This window comes from Lelliottia sp. F153, assembly GCF_002870005.1.
Taxonomy (GTDB): Bacteria; Pseudomonadota; Gammaproteobacteria; order Enterobacterales; family Enterobacteriaceae; genus Enterobacter; species Enterobacter nimipressuralis.
Genome location: NZ_PKFT01000002.1, coordinates 134,636 through 149,906 on the forward strand (window position 1 = coordinate 134,636; position 15,271 = coordinate 149,906).

The 15,271-nt window shown below is 55.6% G+C and carries 18 protein-coding genes; 13 read left to right on the forward strand and 5 right to left on the reverse strand.

The window, feature by feature from the left end; genetic code table 11:
- Positions 1–68 precede the first annotated feature (68 nt).
- A complete protein-coding gene (speA, locus tag F153LOC_RS07785) occupies positions 69–2,045 on the reverse strand; it encodes a biosynthetic arginine decarboxylase (RefSeq protein ID WP_100779009.1) in 1,977 nt (658 codons plus the stop codon).
- 8 nt (positions 2,046–2,053) lie between these two features.
- Complete coding sequence (yqgB, locus tag F153LOC_RS07790; RefSeq protein WP_129035190.1) at positions 2,054–2,185, reverse strand: acid stress response protein YqgB; 132 nt, start codon at positions 2,183–2,185, stop codon at positions 2,054–2,056.
- Between the two features lie 663 nt (positions 2,186–2,848).
- On the opposite strand from yqgB, the gene metK reads away from it, so the two are divergent.
- Positions 2,849–4,000: a methionine adenosyltransferase gene (gene metK, locus F153LOC_RS07800; RefSeq protein ID WP_102104710.1), complete on the forward strand. Its 1,152-nt coding sequence runs from the start codon at positions 2,849–2,851 to the stop codon at positions 3,998–4,000.
- A 44-nt stretch (positions 4,001–4,044) separates the two neighbouring features.
- Here the strand turns inward: metK and F153LOC_RS21615 are convergent, their stop codons facing one another.
- A complete protein-coding gene (locus F153LOC_RS21615; RefSeq protein WP_158238463.1) occupies positions 4,045–4,203 on the reverse strand; it encodes a hypothetical protein in 159 nt (52 codons plus the stop codon).
- A 235-nt stretch (positions 4,204–4,438) separates the two neighbouring features.
- On the opposite strand from F153LOC_RS21615, the gene F153LOC_RS07805 reads away from it, so the two are divergent.
- The 7 genes from F153LOC_RS07805 to ruvX all read left to right on the forward strand — a co-directional run bounded on the left by F153LOC_RS07805 (position 4,439) and on the right by ruvX (position 10,128).
- Positions 4,439–5,836, forward strand: coding sequence for a sugar porter family MFS transporter (locus tag F153LOC_RS07805; protein WP_100779007.1), 1,398 nt, complete (start codon positions 4,439–4,441; stop codon positions 5,834–5,836).
- 115 nt (positions 5,837–5,951) lie between these two features.
- Positions 5,952–6,449 (forward strand): SprT family zinc-dependent metalloprotease, encoded by a 498-nt coding sequence (locus tag F153LOC_RS07810; protein WP_100779006.1) that lies wholly within the window; start codon positions 5,952–5,954, stop codon positions 6,447–6,449.
- A 94-nt stretch (positions 6,450–6,543) separates the two neighbouring features.
- Positions 6,544–7,251, forward strand: coding sequence for a deoxyribonuclease I (gene endA, locus F153LOC_RS07815; RefSeq protein ID WP_102104711.1), 708 nt, complete (start codon positions 6,544–6,546; stop codon positions 7,249–7,251).
- 83 nt (positions 7,252–7,334) lie between these two features.
- A complete protein-coding gene (gene rsmE / locus F153LOC_RS07820) occupies positions 7,335–8,066 on the forward strand; it encodes a 16S rRNA (uracil(1498)-N(3))-methyltransferase (RefSeq protein WP_100779004.1) in 732 nt (243 codons plus the stop codon).
- A gap of 20 nt (positions 8,067–8,086) precedes the next feature.
- Positions 8,087–9,034, forward strand: a complete 948-nt coding sequence (gene gshB, locus F153LOC_RS07825) for a glutathione synthase (RefSeq protein ID WP_102104712.1) — start codon at positions 8,087–8,089, stop codon at positions 9,032–9,034.
- Positions 9,035–9,151: 117 nt separating this feature from the next.
- Complete coding sequence (locus tag F153LOC_RS07830; protein WP_100779002.1) at positions 9,152–9,712, forward strand: YqgE/AlgH family protein; 561 nt, start codon at positions 9,152–9,154, stop codon at positions 9,710–9,712.
- Entirely contained in the window at positions 9,712–10,128 is a 417-nt protein-coding gene (gene ruvX / locus F153LOC_RS07835) for a Holliday junction resolvase RuvX (protein ID WP_100779001.1), read from the forward strand. The genes F153LOC_RS07830 and ruvX overlap by 1 nt, the downstream gene beginning before the upstream one ends.
- 5 nt (positions 10,129–10,133) lie before the next feature.
- Here the strand turns inward: ruvX and F153LOC_RS07840 are convergent, their stop codons facing one another.
- Positions 10,134–11,114, reverse strand: coding sequence for a type IV pilus twitching motility protein PilT (locus tag F153LOC_RS07840; protein WP_102104713.1), 981 nt, complete (start codon positions 11,112–11,114; stop codon positions 10,134–10,136).
- Between the two features lie 18 nt (positions 11,115–11,132).
- On the opposite strand from F153LOC_RS07840, the gene F153LOC_RS07845 reads away from it, so the two are divergent.
- The 5 genes from F153LOC_RS07845 to hemW are packed head-to-tail and all read left to right on the forward strand — an operon-like array spanning position 11,133 to position 14,447.
- Positions 11,133–11,837, forward strand: coding sequence for a YggS family pyridoxal phosphate-dependent enzyme (locus F153LOC_RS07845; protein WP_102104714.1), 705 nt, complete (start codon positions 11,133–11,135; stop codon positions 11,835–11,837).
- An 18-nt stretch (positions 11,838–11,855) separates the two neighbouring features.
- Complete coding sequence (locus tag F153LOC_RS07850; protein ID WP_100778998.1) at positions 11,856–12,422, forward strand: YggT family protein; 567 nt, start codon at positions 11,856–11,858, stop codon at positions 12,420–12,422.
- Positions 12,419–12,715, forward strand: coding sequence for a DUF167 family protein YggU (gene yggU / locus F153LOC_RS07855; protein WP_102104715.1), 297 nt, complete (start codon positions 12,419–12,421; stop codon positions 12,713–12,715). Before F153LOC_RS07850 ends, yggU begins: the two co-directional genes overlap by 4 nt.
- A 3-nt stretch (positions 12,716–12,718) precedes the next feature.
- On the forward strand, positions 12,719–13,312 hold the full coding sequence (locus F153LOC_RS07860) for an XTP/dITP diphosphatase (RefSeq protein ID WP_100778996.1): 594 nt from the start codon (positions 12,719–12,721) through the stop codon (positions 13,310–13,312).
- Positions 13,305–14,447 (forward strand): radical SAM family heme chaperone HemW, encoded by a 1,143-nt coding sequence (gene hemW, locus F153LOC_RS07865; RefSeq protein ID WP_102104716.1) that lies wholly within the window; start codon positions 13,305–13,307, stop codon positions 14,445–14,447. Before F153LOC_RS07860 ends, hemW begins: the two co-directional genes overlap by 8 nt.
- A 58-nt stretch (positions 14,448–14,505) precedes the next feature.
- Here the strand turns inward: hemW and F153LOC_RS07870 are convergent, their stop codons facing one another.
- Entirely contained in the window at positions 14,506–15,225 is a 720-nt protein-coding gene (locus tag F153LOC_RS07870; protein ID WP_100778994.1) for a DUF2884 domain-containing protein, read from the reverse strand.
- Between the last annotated feature and the right edge of the window lie 46 nt (positions 15,226–15,271).

Consider the following 15,271-nt stretch of genomic DNA (forward strand, 5'->3'; position numbering starts at 1 on the left):
GCCGTTAATTCGTACAGGTTCAAGTATCCCTTAGGCCCGGTAAGCGCAGCGCCACCGGGCATTAACGGTTACTCGTCTTCCAGATAGGTGTACCCGTACAGACCCGCTTCAAACTCTTCCAGGAACTGCTGCTGCAGCGCAGCGTCCAGATCGGTGTTTTTCACCTGATCGCGGAACTGAGTCAGCAGTTTTTTCGGATCCAGCTGCACGTACTCCAGCATGTCCGCCACGGTGTCGCCCTCGTCGGAAAGCTCCACTTCGACGTTGCCGTCAGGGAAGACAAAGACGTCAACCGCTTCGGTATCACCGAACAGGTTGTGCATGTTGCCTAAAATTTCCTGATACGCACCGACCATAAAGAAGCCCAGCATTGGCGGGTTCTCAGGATCGTACTCCGGCATTGGCATGGTGGTGGCAATCCCGTCGCCGTCCACGTAGTGATCGATAGCGCCGTCGGAATCACAGGTGATGTCCAGCAGCACTGCGCGACGTTCCGGCGCATGATTCAGCCCTTCCAGCGGCAGTACCGGGAACAGCTGATCGATACCCCAGGCATCTGGCATCGACTGGAACAGCGAGAAGTTGACGTAAATCTTATCCGCCATACGTTCCTGCAGTTCGTCGATAATCGGACGGTGCGCACGGTTGCTCGGGTCGAGCTGTTTCTGCACTTCGTGGCACATATTCAGATACAGCTGCTCTGCCCATGCGCGTTCCTGCAGACTAAAGGTGCCTGATGAATAGCCGACGTGAATGTCATGCAGATCCATCTGGCTGTCGTGCAGCCATTCACGCAGGGAGCGACGGGTGCCCGGCTCATGCATCTCCTGCCAGGTTTCCCACATGTTTTGCAGAGCACGCGGCGCATCGTCCTGCGGTGGTGTCGCTTCCGTATTCTCGCTGCGTTCAACACCGATGATATTGGAAACCAGCACCGTATGGTGCGCGGTAACCGCACGGCCAGACTCGGTGATCACCGTTGGATGCGGCAAACCGTTCTCTTCACAGGCATCACCAATCGCCCAGATAATGTTGTTCGCGTACTCGTTCAGGCCGTAGTTCACGGAGCAGTCAGACTGCGAGCGCGTTCCTTCGTAGTCCACACCCAGACCGCCGCCGACATCGAAGCACTCGATGTTAACGCCAAGCTTATGCAGCTCGACATAGAAGCGAGCCGATTCACGTACGCCCGTGGCGATATCGCGAATATTGGCCATCTGCGAACCGAGGTGGAAGTGCAGAAGCTGGATACTGTCCAGACGACCGCGTTCGCGCAGCATTTCCACCAGTTGCAGAACCTGACCCGCAGCCAGACCGAATTTGGATTTTTCGCCGCCGGAGGACTGCCATTTACCGGAACCTTGCGACGCCAGACGCGCACGCACGCCCAGGCGCGGCACCACGTTCAGACGCTCGGCCTCTTCCAGCACAATGGCGATTTCCGTCATCTTCTCGATAACCAGATAGACCTTGTGGCCCATCTTCTCGCCAATCAGCGCCAGACGAATGTATTCACGGTCTTTATAGCCGTTACAGACGATCACCGAGCGCGTCATACCGGCGTGCGCCAGTACCGCCATCAGTTCCGCTTTAGAACCGGCTTCCAGACCCAGTGGTTCACCGGAATGGATTAGCGATTCAATGACACGACGGTGCTGGTTTACCTTGATTGGATAGACCAGGAAGTAGTCGCCCTTGTATCCATAAGACTCACGCGCGCGCTTGAACGCCGCATTAATGGAGCGCAAACGGTGTTGCAGGATCTGCGGGAAGCAGAACAGTGCAGGCAGACGTTGCCCTTGCGCTTCGCGCGCTTTCACCAGTTTGGCGAGATCCACGCGAGCTTCCGGTACGTCAGGATCCGGGCAAACGCTGATATGGCCCAGTTCGTTGACGTCGTAGTAGTTATTACCCCACCAGGCAATATTGTATGTGCGCAGCATCTTGCTGGCCTCTTCGGAGCTCATCGCAACCTCCTGCATAGAACGTAGTACACCCTGTCCGCCCGCTGACGAAGGCGAAACCGAAGACATGTCGTCAGACATAGCGAACCTCAACTCTTTGTATTAAGTGTAAAACAGTTGACTACTATCGCAGTGTCACACCGCGATAACAACCCATAAACGGCCCCGCATTCCAGCAGAGTGTGCTGAAATTCAGACCGTGCGACCGGTTTCTTATTCATATCATTGTAAAACACGTAACCGAACTCTGTATGACAAGGTTCGGCGAAACCACGAGATAACTCCTGAATTAACAAGAGCACCCTTGTTCAGTTTTCACAAAGCGGATGACCGGCCCTGGAATCCTGAGAAGCACCGAAATGGGTATAACATCGGCAGGTTTGCAGATTAGAAATGCGAGTTGCGGGAAACAGACGCACGCCAGAACAGCGTAACTGAGTTAGCGGAAAACGAGAGTTCATTATCGGGTATCACCTCCACGGCCGCCTTCAGAAGACGAACCTCAAGCCAAAGCTAAGTGTTCACTGCTCAACCCGGCTGGAAGTGGCGACACGATGAAATCATCGAGCGCTTTTTTGTATGAGCCGCGCGCCGCGTTTTATACCCACATCACTCCCAAAATGCAAAGTATAAATGCGCGCCTTGCCAGCCCCGTCAGGAAAAATTTCCACCTGCGTTTTCAGCACAGTGAGACCTTAGTCAAAAAAAACTGGAAATCGGGCGAAGAAGTGACCTAAAATAGCCGTCCAGATGTTAATCCATCTATACTGATTAACACTCAGACTGCCGGTGTCATTTACCTGCCGGTCTTGGTAGAATCGTCTTCTACGGCCATTCCGCACAGCAGTTTGAGCTTACCAAATTATCCTTAGGTGAAATAAAACATGGCAAAACACCTGTTTACGTCCGAGTCTGTATCAGAAGGGCATCCTGATAAAATCGCTGACCAAATCTCCGATGCAGTGCTGGATGCGATCCTTGAGCAGGATCCTAAAGCGCGCGTGGCGTGCGAAACCTATGTCAAAACGGGCATGGTTCTGGTAGGTGGTGAGATCACCACCAGTGCATGGGTCGATATCGAAGAGATCACCCGTAACACCGTGCGTGAAATCGGCTACGTGCATTCTGATATGGGCTTTGATGCCAACTCTTGCGCCGTTTTAAGCGCAATTGGCAAACAGTCCCCGGACATCAATCAGGGCGTCGATCGTACCGATCCGCTTGAGCAAGGTGCTGGCGACCAGGGCCTGATGTTTGGCTACGCGACCAACGAAACCGACGTGCTGATGCCTGCACCCATCACTTACGCGCACCGTCTGGTGCAGCGTCAGGCTGAAGTGCGTAAAAACGGCGCGCTGCCGTGGCTGCGCCCGGATGCAAAAAGCCAGATCACTTTCCAGTATGACGACGGTAAAATCGTCGGTATCGACGCGGTCGTACTGTCGACTCAGCACTCCGAAGACGTTTCGCTGAAAACGCTGCAGGAAGCGGTCATGGAAGAGATCATTAAGCCGGTTCTGCCTGCAGAATGGCTGAATGCCTCCACCAAGTACCACATCAACCCAACGGGCCGTTTTGTTATCGGTGGCCCAATGGGCGACTGCGGTCTGACCGGTCGTAAGATTATCGTTGATACCTACGGCGGCATGGCTCGTCACGGTGGCGGCGCGTTCTCCGGTAAAGATCCGTCTAAAGTTGACCGTTCTGCTGCGTACGCTGCACGTTATGTGGCGAAAAACATCGTGGCTGCGGGCCTGGCAGATCGTTGTGAAATTCAGGTTTCCTACGCAATCGGCGTGGCAGAACCTACCTCCATCATGGTTGAAACGTTCGGTACCGAGAAAATCTCTACCGAACAGCTGACCCTGCTGGTGCGCGAGTTCTTCGACCTGCGTCCATACGGCTTGATCCAGATGCTGGATCTGCTGCACCCAATCTACAAAGAAACCGCTGCATACGGTCACTTTGGTCGCGAACATTTCCCATGGGAAAAAACCGACAAAGCCGCCCTGCTGCGTGACGCTGCCGGTCTGTAATTAACAACTGATAGCGTTCTTAAAGGCCAGCCTCGTGCTGGCCTTTAGCATTTCTGCTCCCGGAATTTTGCCCGCCCGCGCTTCGCTTTTGTAAGCTCCATTTCTTTAACGCCCTGCACGCGTGAGATATCGCCGCCACCCGGCAAACCACTCCTACTGAAACCGCTTACACCACGCGATAAAAGCTCTTCTTTCAGAATCATCTCTTTGCATGTTCTGCCTTCATCTGCTGTTACATTTCATTTCAGTTAAGTCTGAAACTGCGTTAAACGGGATGCACATCAACAGAATTAACACTATATTTTCAGAGCTTTAATAAAACTGACAGTTATAAGTGAGTGTAACCGATTACACCAATGTGAGTAGCGTCACATATTTTTACGCCGTACTAACCTACCCTTTACATCGATAAAACTGATAACCCAACTGGAGGGCATAATGCCTGACAATAATAAACAGGGGCGTACGTCCAACAAGGCGATGACATTCTTTGTCTGCTTCCTCGCAGCCCTGGCAGGACTTCTTTTCGGCCTGGATATCGGCGTCATTGCCGGTGCTTTACCCTTCATCACCGATGAATTCCAGATCAGCCCACATACCCAGGAATGGGTGGTGAGCTCCATGATGTTCGGCGCTGCCGTCGGTGCCGTTGGCAGCGGCTGGCTCTCCTACCGTCTCGGACGTAAAAAGAGCCTGATGATTGGCGCGATTCTGTTTGTCGCCGGTTCACTCTGCTCCGCCGCCGCACCTAACGTCGAAGTGCTGATCATCTCCCGCGTACTGCTCGGTCTGGCGGTTGGCGTGGCGTCGTACACTGCCCCGCTGTATCTGTCTGAAATCGCGCCAGAGAAAATTCGCGGCAGCATGATCTCCATGTATCAGCTGATGATCACCATCGGTATTCTTGGCGCGTACCTTTCCGATACGGCCTTCAGCTACAGCGGCGCATGGCGCTGGATGCTGGGCGTGATTATCATCCCGGCCATTTTGCTGCTGATCGGTGTCTTCTTCCTGCCGGACAGCCCGCGCTGGTACGCCGCGAAACGTCGCTTCCATGATGCGGAACGCGTGCTGATGCGCCTGCGTGATACCAGTGCTGAAGCTAAAAACGAGCTTGATGAAATCCGCGAAAGCCTGAAGGTCAAACAGACCGGCTGGGCGCTGTTTAAAGAGAACAGCAACTTCCGTCGCGCGGTGTTCCTCGGTGTGCTGTTACAGGTGATGCAGCAGTTCACCGGGATGAACGTCATCATGTACTACGCGCCAAAAATCTTTGAGCTGGCCGGGTATACCAACACCACCGAGCAGATGTGGGGCACCGTGATCGTCGGTCTGACCAACGTGCTGGCGACCTTTATCGCAATCGGTCTGGTTGACCGCTGGGGCCGTAAGCCAACGCTGACCTTAGGTTTCCTGGTGATGGCTATCGGGATGGGCGTGCTGGGGACCATGATGCATATGGGCATTCACTCCGCGACCGCGCAGTACTTTGCCGTCGCGATGCTGCTGATGTTTATCGTCGGTTTTGCGATGAGTGCCGGTCCGCTGATTTGGGTGCTGTGTTCCGAAATCCAGCCGCTGAAAGGGCGTGATTTTGGTATCACCTGCTCAACGGCAACGAACTGGATTGCCAACATGATCGTCGGCGCAACGTTCCTGACCATGCTGAATACCCTCGGCAATGCCAATACCTTCTGGGTATACGGCGGGCTGAACCTGTTCTTTATTGTTCTGACACTGTGGCTGGTTCCGGAAACCAAACACGTCTCTCTGGAACATATCGAACGCAACCTGATGAAAGGCCGTCCACTGCGTGAGATTGGGGCGCAGAACTAAGATTATTTTGGCCTGATGCCCTCCCCCATCACACGGGGAGCGGGTGATACACGAAAAGCCTTCTCCACCGGAGAAGGCTTTACTGTTTATATCCACCGCATTATCCTCTGGCCCTATGAAAACCCCACGTCTTCCCATCGCCCTCCAGCAAGCCGTTATGCGCGCATTGCGGGATAAACTCGCGCAGGCCAACCTGAAGCTCGGGCGAAATTACCCTGAACCTAAACTGGTCTATCAGCAGCGCGGGACGTCGGCGGGCACCGCGTGGCTGGAATCCTACGAGATCCGTCTCAATCCGGTGCTGATGATGGAAAACCAGCAGGCGTTTATCGACGAAGTTGTCCCTCATGAGCTGGCGCATCTGCTGGTGTGGAAACACTTTGGCCGCGTGGCACCGCACGGCAAAGAGTGGAAATGGATGATGGAAGCCGTGCTGGGTGTTCCCGCCCGCCGTACGCACCAGTTTGAGCTGGAATCGGTGCGGCGAAATACCTTCCCCTACCGCTGCCAGTGCCAGCAGCACCAGCTGACCGTTCGCAGACATAATCGTGTGGTACGCGGCGAGGCCATCTACCGCTGCGTTAAATGCGGCGAGCCGCTGGTCGCAGAATAATCAATTGAACAATCAGGAACTTTCCTGATCTGACTGATTGCATACTGGAACATCTTTCGCTACGTTGCGGGCTTATTTTGACACGGAGTTTGAGATGTCCCGTCACTATTCTTTCGCTGTTGCCTTTCTGGCGACGGTGCTTGCAGGCCCCGCGCTGGCCGAAGGTATTAACAGTTTTTCCCAGGCCAAAGCCGCAGGCGTCAAAGTGAACGCCGACGCGCCGGGTGATTTCTACTGCGGATGTAAAATTAACTGGCAGGGCAAAAAAGGGGTCGTTGACCTCGAATCCTGCGGTTACAAAGTGCGCAAAAATGAAAACCGCGCTAACCGTATCGAATGGGAACACGTGGTGCCGGCATGGCAGTTCGGCCATCAGCGCCAGTGCTGGCAGGATGGCGGCCGTAAAAACTGCGCCAAAGATCCCGTCTATCGCCAGATTGAAAGTGATATGCACAACCTGCAGCCCGCCGTGGGTGAGGTCAACGGCGACCGCGCCAACTTCATGTACAGCCAGTGGAACGGCGGCGAAGGTCAGTACGGCCAGTGCACAATGAAAGTCGATTTCAAAGAGAAAGTGGCCGAGCCGCCAGCCCGCGCGCGCGGCAGTATCGCCCGCACCTACTTCTATATGCGCGATCGCTACGACCTGAACCTCTCCCGCCAGCAGACCCAGCTTTTTAGCGCCTGGGATAAGCTGTATCCGGTCACCGACTGGGAGTGTGAGCGCGATAACCGCATCGCCAAAGTCCAGGGGAATCACAACCCGTACGTGCAGCGGGCTTGCCAGGCGCAAAAGAGCTAACCTACACTAGCGGCAATTGTTATTTTACCCCTCACTTCGCCCACTCCCGTCGGGAGTGGGAAGTTTTAGATGGAATACTGACTATGCGCATCCCTCGCATCTATCACCCTGAACCGATCACCGCAGGCCACGAAATCGCCCTCTCCGACGAAGCCGCGAACCACGTAGGCCGCGTATTGCGCATGGGCGCAGGCCAGGCCGTACAGCTTTTCGACGGCAGCAACCAGGTGTTCGACGCCGAAATCACTCGCGCCGATAAAAAGAGTGTGCAGGTGAATGTATTGCGAGGCGAAGTGGATGACCGCGAATCTCCGCTGCACATTCATCTGGGCCAGGTGATGTCGCGCGGTGAAAAAATGGAATTCACCATTCAGAAATCGATCGAACTGGGTGTAAGCCTCATTACGCCACTTTTTTCTGAGCGCTGTGGCGTTAAACTGGATGCTGAACGTCTGAACAAAAAGATTCAGCAATGGCAGAAAATCGCCATCGCCGCTTGCGAACAGTGCGGCCGCAACCGCATTCCGACGATCCGCCCGCCCATGGATTTAGAGGCGTGGTGTGCCGAACAAGAGAGCGGCTTAAAGCTTAATCTTCACCCGCGCGCCAGCGCCAGCATCAATACGCTGCCGCTGCCGGTGGAAAGCGTGCGGCTGCTGATCGGCCCGGAAGGTGGGCTGTCGGCAGACGAAATTGCCATGACCGCACGTTATGAATTTACTGATATTCTGTTGGGACCTCGCGTTCTACGTACTGAGACGACTGCACTCACAGCCATCACTGCACTCCAGGTGCGTTTTGGCGATCTGGGTTGAAGCATTAACGGAGAAGAACAATGATCAAGCTCGGCATCGTGATGGACCCCATCGCAAGCATTAACATCAAGAAAGATTCCAGCTTCGCTATGCTGCTGGAAGCACAGCGTCGCGGCTACCAGCTTCATTACATGGAGATGGCCGATCTGTACCTGAATAATGGTGAAGCCCGCGCGCGGACGCGCATCGTGAACGTCGAGCAAAATTACAATAAATGGTACGAATTCGGATCTGAGCAGGATATTCCCCTCGCCGAACTCGATGTGATCCTGATGCGTAAAGATCCCCCGTTCGACACCGAATTCATCTACTGCACCTATATTCTTGAGCGCGCAGAAGAGAAAGGCACGCTGATTGTTAACAAACCGCAGAGCCTGCGCGACTGTAACGAGAAGCTTTATACCGCCTGGTTCTCCGACCTGACGCCAGAAACGCTCGTCACCCGTAACAAAGCACAGCTGAAAGCTTTCTGGCAGAAACACGGCGACATCATTCTGAAGCCGCTGGACGGGATGGGCGGTGCGTCGATCTTCCGCGTGAAAGAAGGCGATCCAAACCTTGGTGTTATTGCTGAAACCCTGACCGAGCACGGCACCCGCTACTGCATGGCGCAGAACTATATTCCGGCTATTGTGGACGGCGATAAACGCGTGCTGGTCGTCGATGGCGAGCCGGTACCTTACTGCCTGGCGCGTATTCCGCAGGGCGGCGAAACGCGTGGCAATCTGGCGGCCGGTGGCCGTGGTGAGCCGCGCCCGCTGACGGAAAGCGACTGGGAAATCGCGCGCCGCGTCGGCCCGATGCTGAAAGCCAAAGGGCTGATTTTCGTCGGTCTGGATATCATCGGTGACCGCCTGACGGAAGTGAACGTCACCAGCCCGACCTGTATCCGCGAAATCGAAGCCGAGTTCCCGGTCTCGATCACCGGTATGCTGATGGACGCGATTGAAAAACGTCTGAAGCAGTAACGCTCTCGCACATGCCGCCGGTCATCCACCTGCGGCGAAGTCAATAGTGACAAGGCCCAGCTTTCTCCGCATACTGGGCCTTGTCGCTTTTTAAACCAGGAATCAGAACCTCTGACAATGAATTTACAGCATCACTTTCTTATTGCCATGCCTGCTCTCCAGGACCCGATTTTCCGTCGAGCTGTCGTGTATATCTGTGAATACAGCGAAGACGGCGCAATGGGGATTATCATCAACAAACCGCTGGAAAACCTGCAAATCGAGGGCATTCTTGAGAAGCTCAAGATCACGCCTGAAGAGCGCGCCCCGGAAATCCGCCTGGATAAGCCGGTGATGCTCGGTGGCCCGCTGGCAGAAGATCGCGGCTTTATTTTGCATACGCCTCCGGGTTTCTCCTCCAGCATTCGCGTTTCCGATAATACGGTGATCACCACTTCGCGCGACGTTCTGGAAACCCTCGGCACGCACAATCAGCCTTCCGAAGTGCTGGTCGCGCTGGGCTACTCCTCCTGGGAGAAAGGCCAGCTGGAGCAGGAAATTCTCGATAACGCGTGGCTCACGGCCCCGGCGGATCTGAATATTCTGTTTAAAACCCCGATCGCCGATCGCTGGCGTGAAGCGGCAAAACTCATTGGTATCGACATCCAGACCATGCCTGGTGTGGCGGGGCATGCATAATGAGCGGAACGCTTCTCTCCTTTGATTTCGGCACCCGAAGTATTGGCGTGGCGATTGGTCAGCGCATTACCGGCACGGCACGCCCGTTAACGGCGATCAAAGCCCAGGACGGTACCCCCGACTGGGCCATTATCGAGCGCCTGCTGAAAGAGTGGCAGCCCGAAGCCGTGATCGTTGGGCTACCGCTCAACATGGACGGCACCGAGCAGCCGCTCACCGCCCGTGCGCGCAAGTTTGCAAATAAGATCCATGGCCGCTTTGGCGTCGTCGTTAAGCTGCACGATGAACGTCTGAGCACCGTTGAAGCCCGCGCAGGTCTGTTTGAGCATGGCGGATTCCGCGCGCTAAACAAAGGTAGCGTCGATTCTGCTTCGGCGGTGATTATTCTCGAAAGCTACTTCGAGCAAGGGTTTTAATTTCGCTAAAGCCTTCCCTGCGCTTTGCGCTCTGCAAGGCTTTGGTCGAAATTCTGCATACCCGCCTGCTGCCCGGTCTGGATCACACCGGGCAACTGCCAGGTTTTCCCTTCGCGGATAAGATTGGCCGACGCCGGTGTGTTCACCAGCATCTCAAACAGCGCTACGCGCCCGCCCTGAAGGTCCCGTACCAGTTTTTGTGCCAGCACCGCACGCAGGCTTCCTGCCAGTTGGTTTCGCACCGGATCTTTCTCTTCTGCCGGAAAGGTGTCCACCAGCCGTTCAATGGCCTGAGCCGCCCCGCGCGTGTGCAGCGTCGCCAGCACCAGATGCCCGGTCTCCGCGGCCGTGAGCGCAAGGCGGATCGTTTCGCTATCGCGCAGTTCACCCAACAAAATGACATCCGGATCTTCACGCAGCGCCGCCCGCAGCGCCTGAGCAAATGACGGGCAGTGCAGGCCAATTTCCCGCTGCTGAATCAGGCACCGCTGGCTTTGATAGACGTACTCCACCGGATCTTCCAGCGTCAGAATATGGCCGTCGGAATGGTGGTTGAGATAATCCACCATCGCCGCAAGCGTTGTGGATTTGCCGCTGCCGGTGGCCCCCGTCACCAGAATCAAGCCATTGTCACTGGAGAGCAGGTCGGGAATAACGCGCGGCGCGCCAAGCGTTGAGAGCTGAGGGCACTCCTCCGGCAGAAGTCTCAGCGTCAGCGAGACGCCATGGATATGCACAAACGCGCTGGCACGCAGACGCTTGCCACTGAGCAAGGTCACCGCGAAATCCACGTGTCCATTTGCCCACCAGACGCCCTGCTGTTCGTCATTCAGCCATGTTTTTAACAGCTGCGCGACATCAGGCGGAGGAAAGGGTGCCGGCTCAAGTTTGCCTAATCTACGCCAGCGCGGTGACGAGTCGCTGCACAGGTGTAGATCCGAGACATAATGCTTTACACTAAGGGCCACAATTTCTTCCATATCCATACAACCATCCTCGGACTCATGAACGACATTGCGCATAACCTGGCACAGGTCAGGGACAAAATCTCAGCCGCTGCAACGCGTTGCGGCCGTGCTTCAGAAGAAGTTTCGTTGCTTGCAGTGAGTAAAACGAAGCCTGCGAGCGCCATCGCAGAAGCCATCGACGCCGGGCAGCGCGCTTTTGGCGAAAACTACGTTCAGGAAGGTGTGGACAAAATTCGCTATTTCCAGCAAACCGGGAAAACGAATCTTGAGTGGCACTTTATCGGCCCGTTGCAGTCGAACAAAAGTCGGCTGGTTGCTGAGCATTTTGACTGGTGTCATACGATCGATCGCCTGCGCATTGCCACACGGTTGAGCGATCAACGCCCTGCCGACATGGCACCGCTTAACATCCTGATTCAAATCAATATTAGCGATGAGAACAGTAAGTCTGGTATCACTCTGGCTGAACTGGATGCACTGGCCGAACAGGTGTCTGAACTGCCCGGTTTGACCCTGCGCGGGCTGATGGCGATTCCGGCACCGGAAACGAGTTACGACAGGCAGTTTGCCGTAGCACAGCAAATGGCTGTAGCATTTGAGGCGCTTAAAGCGCGCTACACGACCGTAGACACGCTTTCACTGGGCATGTCGGACGATATGGAAGCCGCCATCGCGGCAGGCAGCACTATGGTGCGCATCGGTACAGCCATTTTCGGTGCGCGCGATTACCCCCCAAAATAAGGAAACCTGAGGAACGCCATGAAGACGTTGACTTTCCTGCTCTCAACGGTCATTGAGCTGTATACGATGGCGCTGCTGTTACGCGTCTGGATGCAGTGGGCTCGTTGTGATTTTTATAACCCGTTCTCGCAGTTTGTCGTGAAAATCACACAACCTGTTATTGGGCCGCTGCGCCGCATTATCCCACCGATGGGGCCGATCGACAGCGCCTCTCTGCTGGTGGCGTTTGTGCTCAGTATCATCAAAGCTATCGTGCTGTTTATGGTGGTCACCTTCCAGCCGATCATCTGGATCGCAGCGGTGCTGATCCTGCTGAAAACCATTGGCCTGCTGATCTTCTGGGTGCTACTGGTGATGGCGGTCATGAGCTGGGTGAGTCGCGGCCGTAGCCCGGTTGAATACGCCATGATTCAGCTGACGGAGCCGCTCCTGCGCCCGATCCGCAATCTGCTGCCAGCCATGGGCGGGATCGATTTTTCGCCGATGATTCTGGTGCTGCTGCTGTATGTCCTGAACATGGGCATCGCTGAACTGTTACAGTCAACGGGCAACATGCTGCTGCCGGGGCTGTGGATGGCGCTATGAGTGCCGTCAGCCACATCGCCGACGGGCTGGTTTTGCGGCTGTATATTCAGCCGAAAGCCAGCCGCGACAGCATAGTGGGATTACATGGCGACGAGCTAAAAGTCGCCATTACCGCCCCTCCCGTGGACGGCCAGGCGAACGCGCATTTGACCAAATATCTGGCAAAACAGTTTCGCGTCGCCAAAAGCCAGGTCATCATTGAAAAGGGTGAGCTGGGGCGTCATAAACAGGTAAAAATCCTCAACCCGCAACACATCCCGACGGAAGTCGCGGCACTGTCACAACAGGATTAACGTATGCAGAAAGTTGTTCTCGCGACCGGTAACGCCGGTAAAGTGCGCGAGCTGGCCTCGCTATTAAATGATTTTGGTCTGGATGTGGTCGCGCAGACCGAGCTGGGCGTCGAGTCCGCGGAAGAGACCGGCCTGACGTTTATCGAAAACGCGATTCTGAAAGCGCGCCATGCGGCACAGGTCACTGGCCTTCCGGCTATCGCGGATGATTCCGGGCTGGCGGTCGATGCGCTGGGCGGCGCGCCGGGCATTTACTCTGCGCGCTATTCTGGCGTAGACGCCACCGATCAGCAAAATCTGGAAAAGCTGCTGGAGACGCTGAAAGCGGTGCCGGACGAGCAGCGCCAGGCGCAGTTCCACTGTGTGCTGGTCTATATGCGTCATGCGGAAGATCCCACGCCGATTGTTTGCCACGGCAGCTGGCCTGGCGTGATTGCCCGCGAATCATCAGGAAATGGCGGCTTTGGCTACGATCCGATTTTCTTTGTCCCCTCTGAGGGCAAAACCGCAGCGGAACTGACCCGCGAAGAAAAAAGCGCGATTTCCCATCGTGGACGCGCGTTGAAACTGTTACTGGAAGCATTACGTAATGGCTAATTTGCCACCTCTGAGTCTTTATATTCACATCCCATGGTGCGTGCAGAAATGCCCGTACTGCGATTTCAATTCGCACGCGCTGAAAGGCGAAGTGCCGCATGACGACTACGTTCAGCATCTTTTGACCGATCTGGATGCCGACGTACCTTACGCACAGGGACGTGAAGTTAAGACCATTTTTATTGGTGGCGGTACACCGAGCCTGCTTTCTGGCCCGGCGATGCAGACGCTGCTGGACGGCGTGCGTGCGCGCCTGAATCTGGCAGCCGATGCGGAAATCACAATGGAAGCCAACCCGGGTACCGTGGAAGCCGATCGTTTTGTCGAGTATCAGCGCGCCGGAGTGAACCGTATCTCGATTGGCGTACAGAGCTTTAGCGAACCTAAGCTCAAGCGCCTGGGGCGTATTCACGGCCCGGAAGAGGCGAAACGCGCGGCACACCTGGCAACCGGTCTGGGGCTTCGCAGCTTTAACCTCGATTTGATGCACGGCTTGCCCGATCAGTCTCTGGAAGAGGCACTGGACGATTTGCGCCAGGCTATCGAGCTGAACCCGCCGCATCTCTCCTGGTATCAGCTGACCATTGAGCCAAATACCCTGTTTGGTTCGCGCCCGCCGGTCCTGCCCGACGACGACGCCCTGTGGGATATTTTTGAACAAGGCCATCAGCTTCTGACGGCTGCGGGTTATCAGCAGTACGAAACGTCCGCCTACGCGAAGCCCGGCTACCAGTGTCAGCACAACCTCAACTACTGGCGCTTTGGCGATTACCTGGGTATCGGCTGCGGTGCACACGGCAAAGTGACTTTCCCTGACGGGCGTATTTTGCGTACCGCGAAAACCCGTCATCCACGCGGGTATATGGAGGGGCGCTATCTGGAACGTCAGCACGACGTGGCGGTAGACGATAAACCCTTTGAGTTCTTCATGAACCGTTTCCGTCTGCTGGAAGCGGCCCCACGCGCGGAGTTTACGCTTTATACCGGCTTGCCGGAAAGCGTGATTCGACCACAGATTGATGCCGCGCTGGCGAAAGGGTATCTGACGGAATGCGACGCGTACTGGCAGATTACTGAACACGGGAAACTGTTCTTAAACTCCCTGCTCGAGCTGTTCCTTGCCGAAGAGTCCTGACGCACAAAATCAAAAGCGTGAAGAGATCCACTCCCGGGGAGGGAGTGGATACGAATAATTACTTCAGCGTACTCACCAGCGCCTTCCGGCTGTCTTCCAGGGTTACCACGCGTTGACACACGTCTTTGCCGAATTTCTGGAAATCAGCTTCCTGATTCTTCCATTCGTTCTGGATCGAGGTCTGCAATCCGCCCAGGCTGCCTAATACGCCCTGCAGTGGATTACCGCCGCCTTTCAGCACGGCTTTCGCCCCCATCTCATTGATGCTGTCCTGCAGAATGCCGCCCATCGCCTGATTCACCAGGTTCTGTCCATCTGCGCGCACCTGATCGATGGCTTTATAGTGGAACGTCAGACCATCCGTGCGGTGCTCGATGATACGGTTCATCTGCTCTTTCAGCTGGGCGTCCAGCTTGGTCAGACGGGTGCGCATATTGCTGCTCTCACCCACCTCTTTGGCGATGATCTTATCCAGCGCCACGCGGCCTTTCTCAACGCGGGTCAGGGCGCCTTCGTCGATCCAGGGCAGCGCTGAGCGCAGATCCGCCTGATAATCTTTCGCCTGCTCGCGTTGGGCCGCGCTCAGGGTGTATTGCTTGCCGTTGTACATCACGTTGCCATCCGGCGTGATCACCAGATTGCCGTTCTCACCTTTTACCTGAACGGTTTGCGGGCTGAGAATCACATCGTCGCGCGGTGTGACTTCACATTTGTAGTCCGCATGGGCAGTTAACGCGGTGGTCATCAATGCCACAGCCAGCAGCGTTTTGCGCATCATAATTATCCCTCAAGACAAAACGGGCCGGCATTTGCCGGCCCTTTGC

Excerpts from the sequence above, each read along its gene's own strand:
- ruvX (WP_100779001.1), top strand. The coding sequence starts at position 9,712 with ATGAGCGGAACGCTTCTCTCCTTTGATTTCGGCACCCGAAGTATTGGC.
- F153LOC_RS21615 (WP_158238463.1), bottom strand. The coding sequence starts at position 4,203 with ATGATTCTGAAAGAAGAGCTTTTATCGCGTGGTGTAAGCGGTTTCAGT.
- yggU (WP_102104715.1), top strand. The coding sequence starts at position 12,419 with ATGAGTGCCGTCAGCCACATCGCCGACGGGCTGGTTTTGCGGCTGTAT.
- hemW (WP_102104716.1), top strand. The coding sequence starts at position 13,305 with ATGGCTAATTTGCCACCTCTGAGTCTTTATATTCACATCCCATGGTGC.
- F153LOC_RS07810 (WP_100779006.1), top strand. The coding sequence starts at position 5,952 with ATGAAAACCCCACGTCTTCCCATCGCCCTCCAGCAAGCCGTTATGCGC.
- F153LOC_RS07860 (WP_100778996.1), top strand. The coding sequence starts at position 12,719 with ATGCAGAAAGTTGTTCTCGCGACCGGTAACGCCGGTAAAGTGCGCGAG.
- gshB (WP_102104712.1), top strand. The coding sequence starts at position 8,087 with ATGATCAAGCTCGGCATCGTGATGGACCCCATCGCAAGCATTAACATC.
- F153LOC_RS07840 (WP_102104713.1), bottom strand. The coding sequence starts at position 11,114 with ATGGATATGGAAGAAATTGTGGCCCTTAGTGTAAAGCATTATGTCTCG.
- metK (WP_102104710.1), top strand. The coding sequence starts at position 2,849 with ATGGCAAAACACCTGTTTACGTCCGAGTCTGTATCAGAAGGGCATCCT.
- F153LOC_RS07845 (WP_102104714.1), top strand. The coding sequence starts at position 11,133 with ATGAACGACATTGCGCATAACCTGGCACAGGTCAGGGACAAAATCTCA.
- yqgB (WP_129035190.1), bottom strand. The coding sequence starts at position 2,185 with ATGAATAAGAAACCGGTCGCACGGTCTGAATTTCAGCACACTCTGCTG.
- rsmE (WP_100779004.1), top strand. The coding sequence starts at position 7,335 with ATGCGCATCCCTCGCATCTATCACCCTGAACCGATCACCGCAGGCCAC.
- endA (WP_102104711.1), top strand. The coding sequence starts at position 6,544 with ATGTCCCGTCACTATTCTTTCGCTGTTGCCTTTCTGGCGACGGTGCTT.
- F153LOC_RS07830 (WP_100779002.1), top strand. The coding sequence starts at position 9,152 with ATGAATTTACAGCATCACTTTCTTATTGCCATGCCTGCTCTCCAGGAC.
- speA (WP_100779009.1), bottom strand. The coding sequence starts at position 2,045 with ATGTCTGACGACATGTCTTCGGTTTCGCCTTCGTCAGCGGGCGGACAG.
- F153LOC_RS07850 (WP_100778998.1), top strand. The coding sequence starts at position 11,856 with ATGAAGACGTTGACTTTCCTGCTCTCAACGGTCATTGAGCTGTATACG.
- F153LOC_RS07805 (WP_100779007.1), top strand. The coding sequence starts at position 4,439 with ATGCCTGACAATAATAAACAGGGGCGTACGTCCAACAAGGCGATGACA.
- F153LOC_RS07870 (WP_100778994.1), bottom strand. The coding sequence starts at position 15,225 with ATGATGCGCAAAACGCTGCTGGCTGTGGCATTGATGACCACCGCGTTA.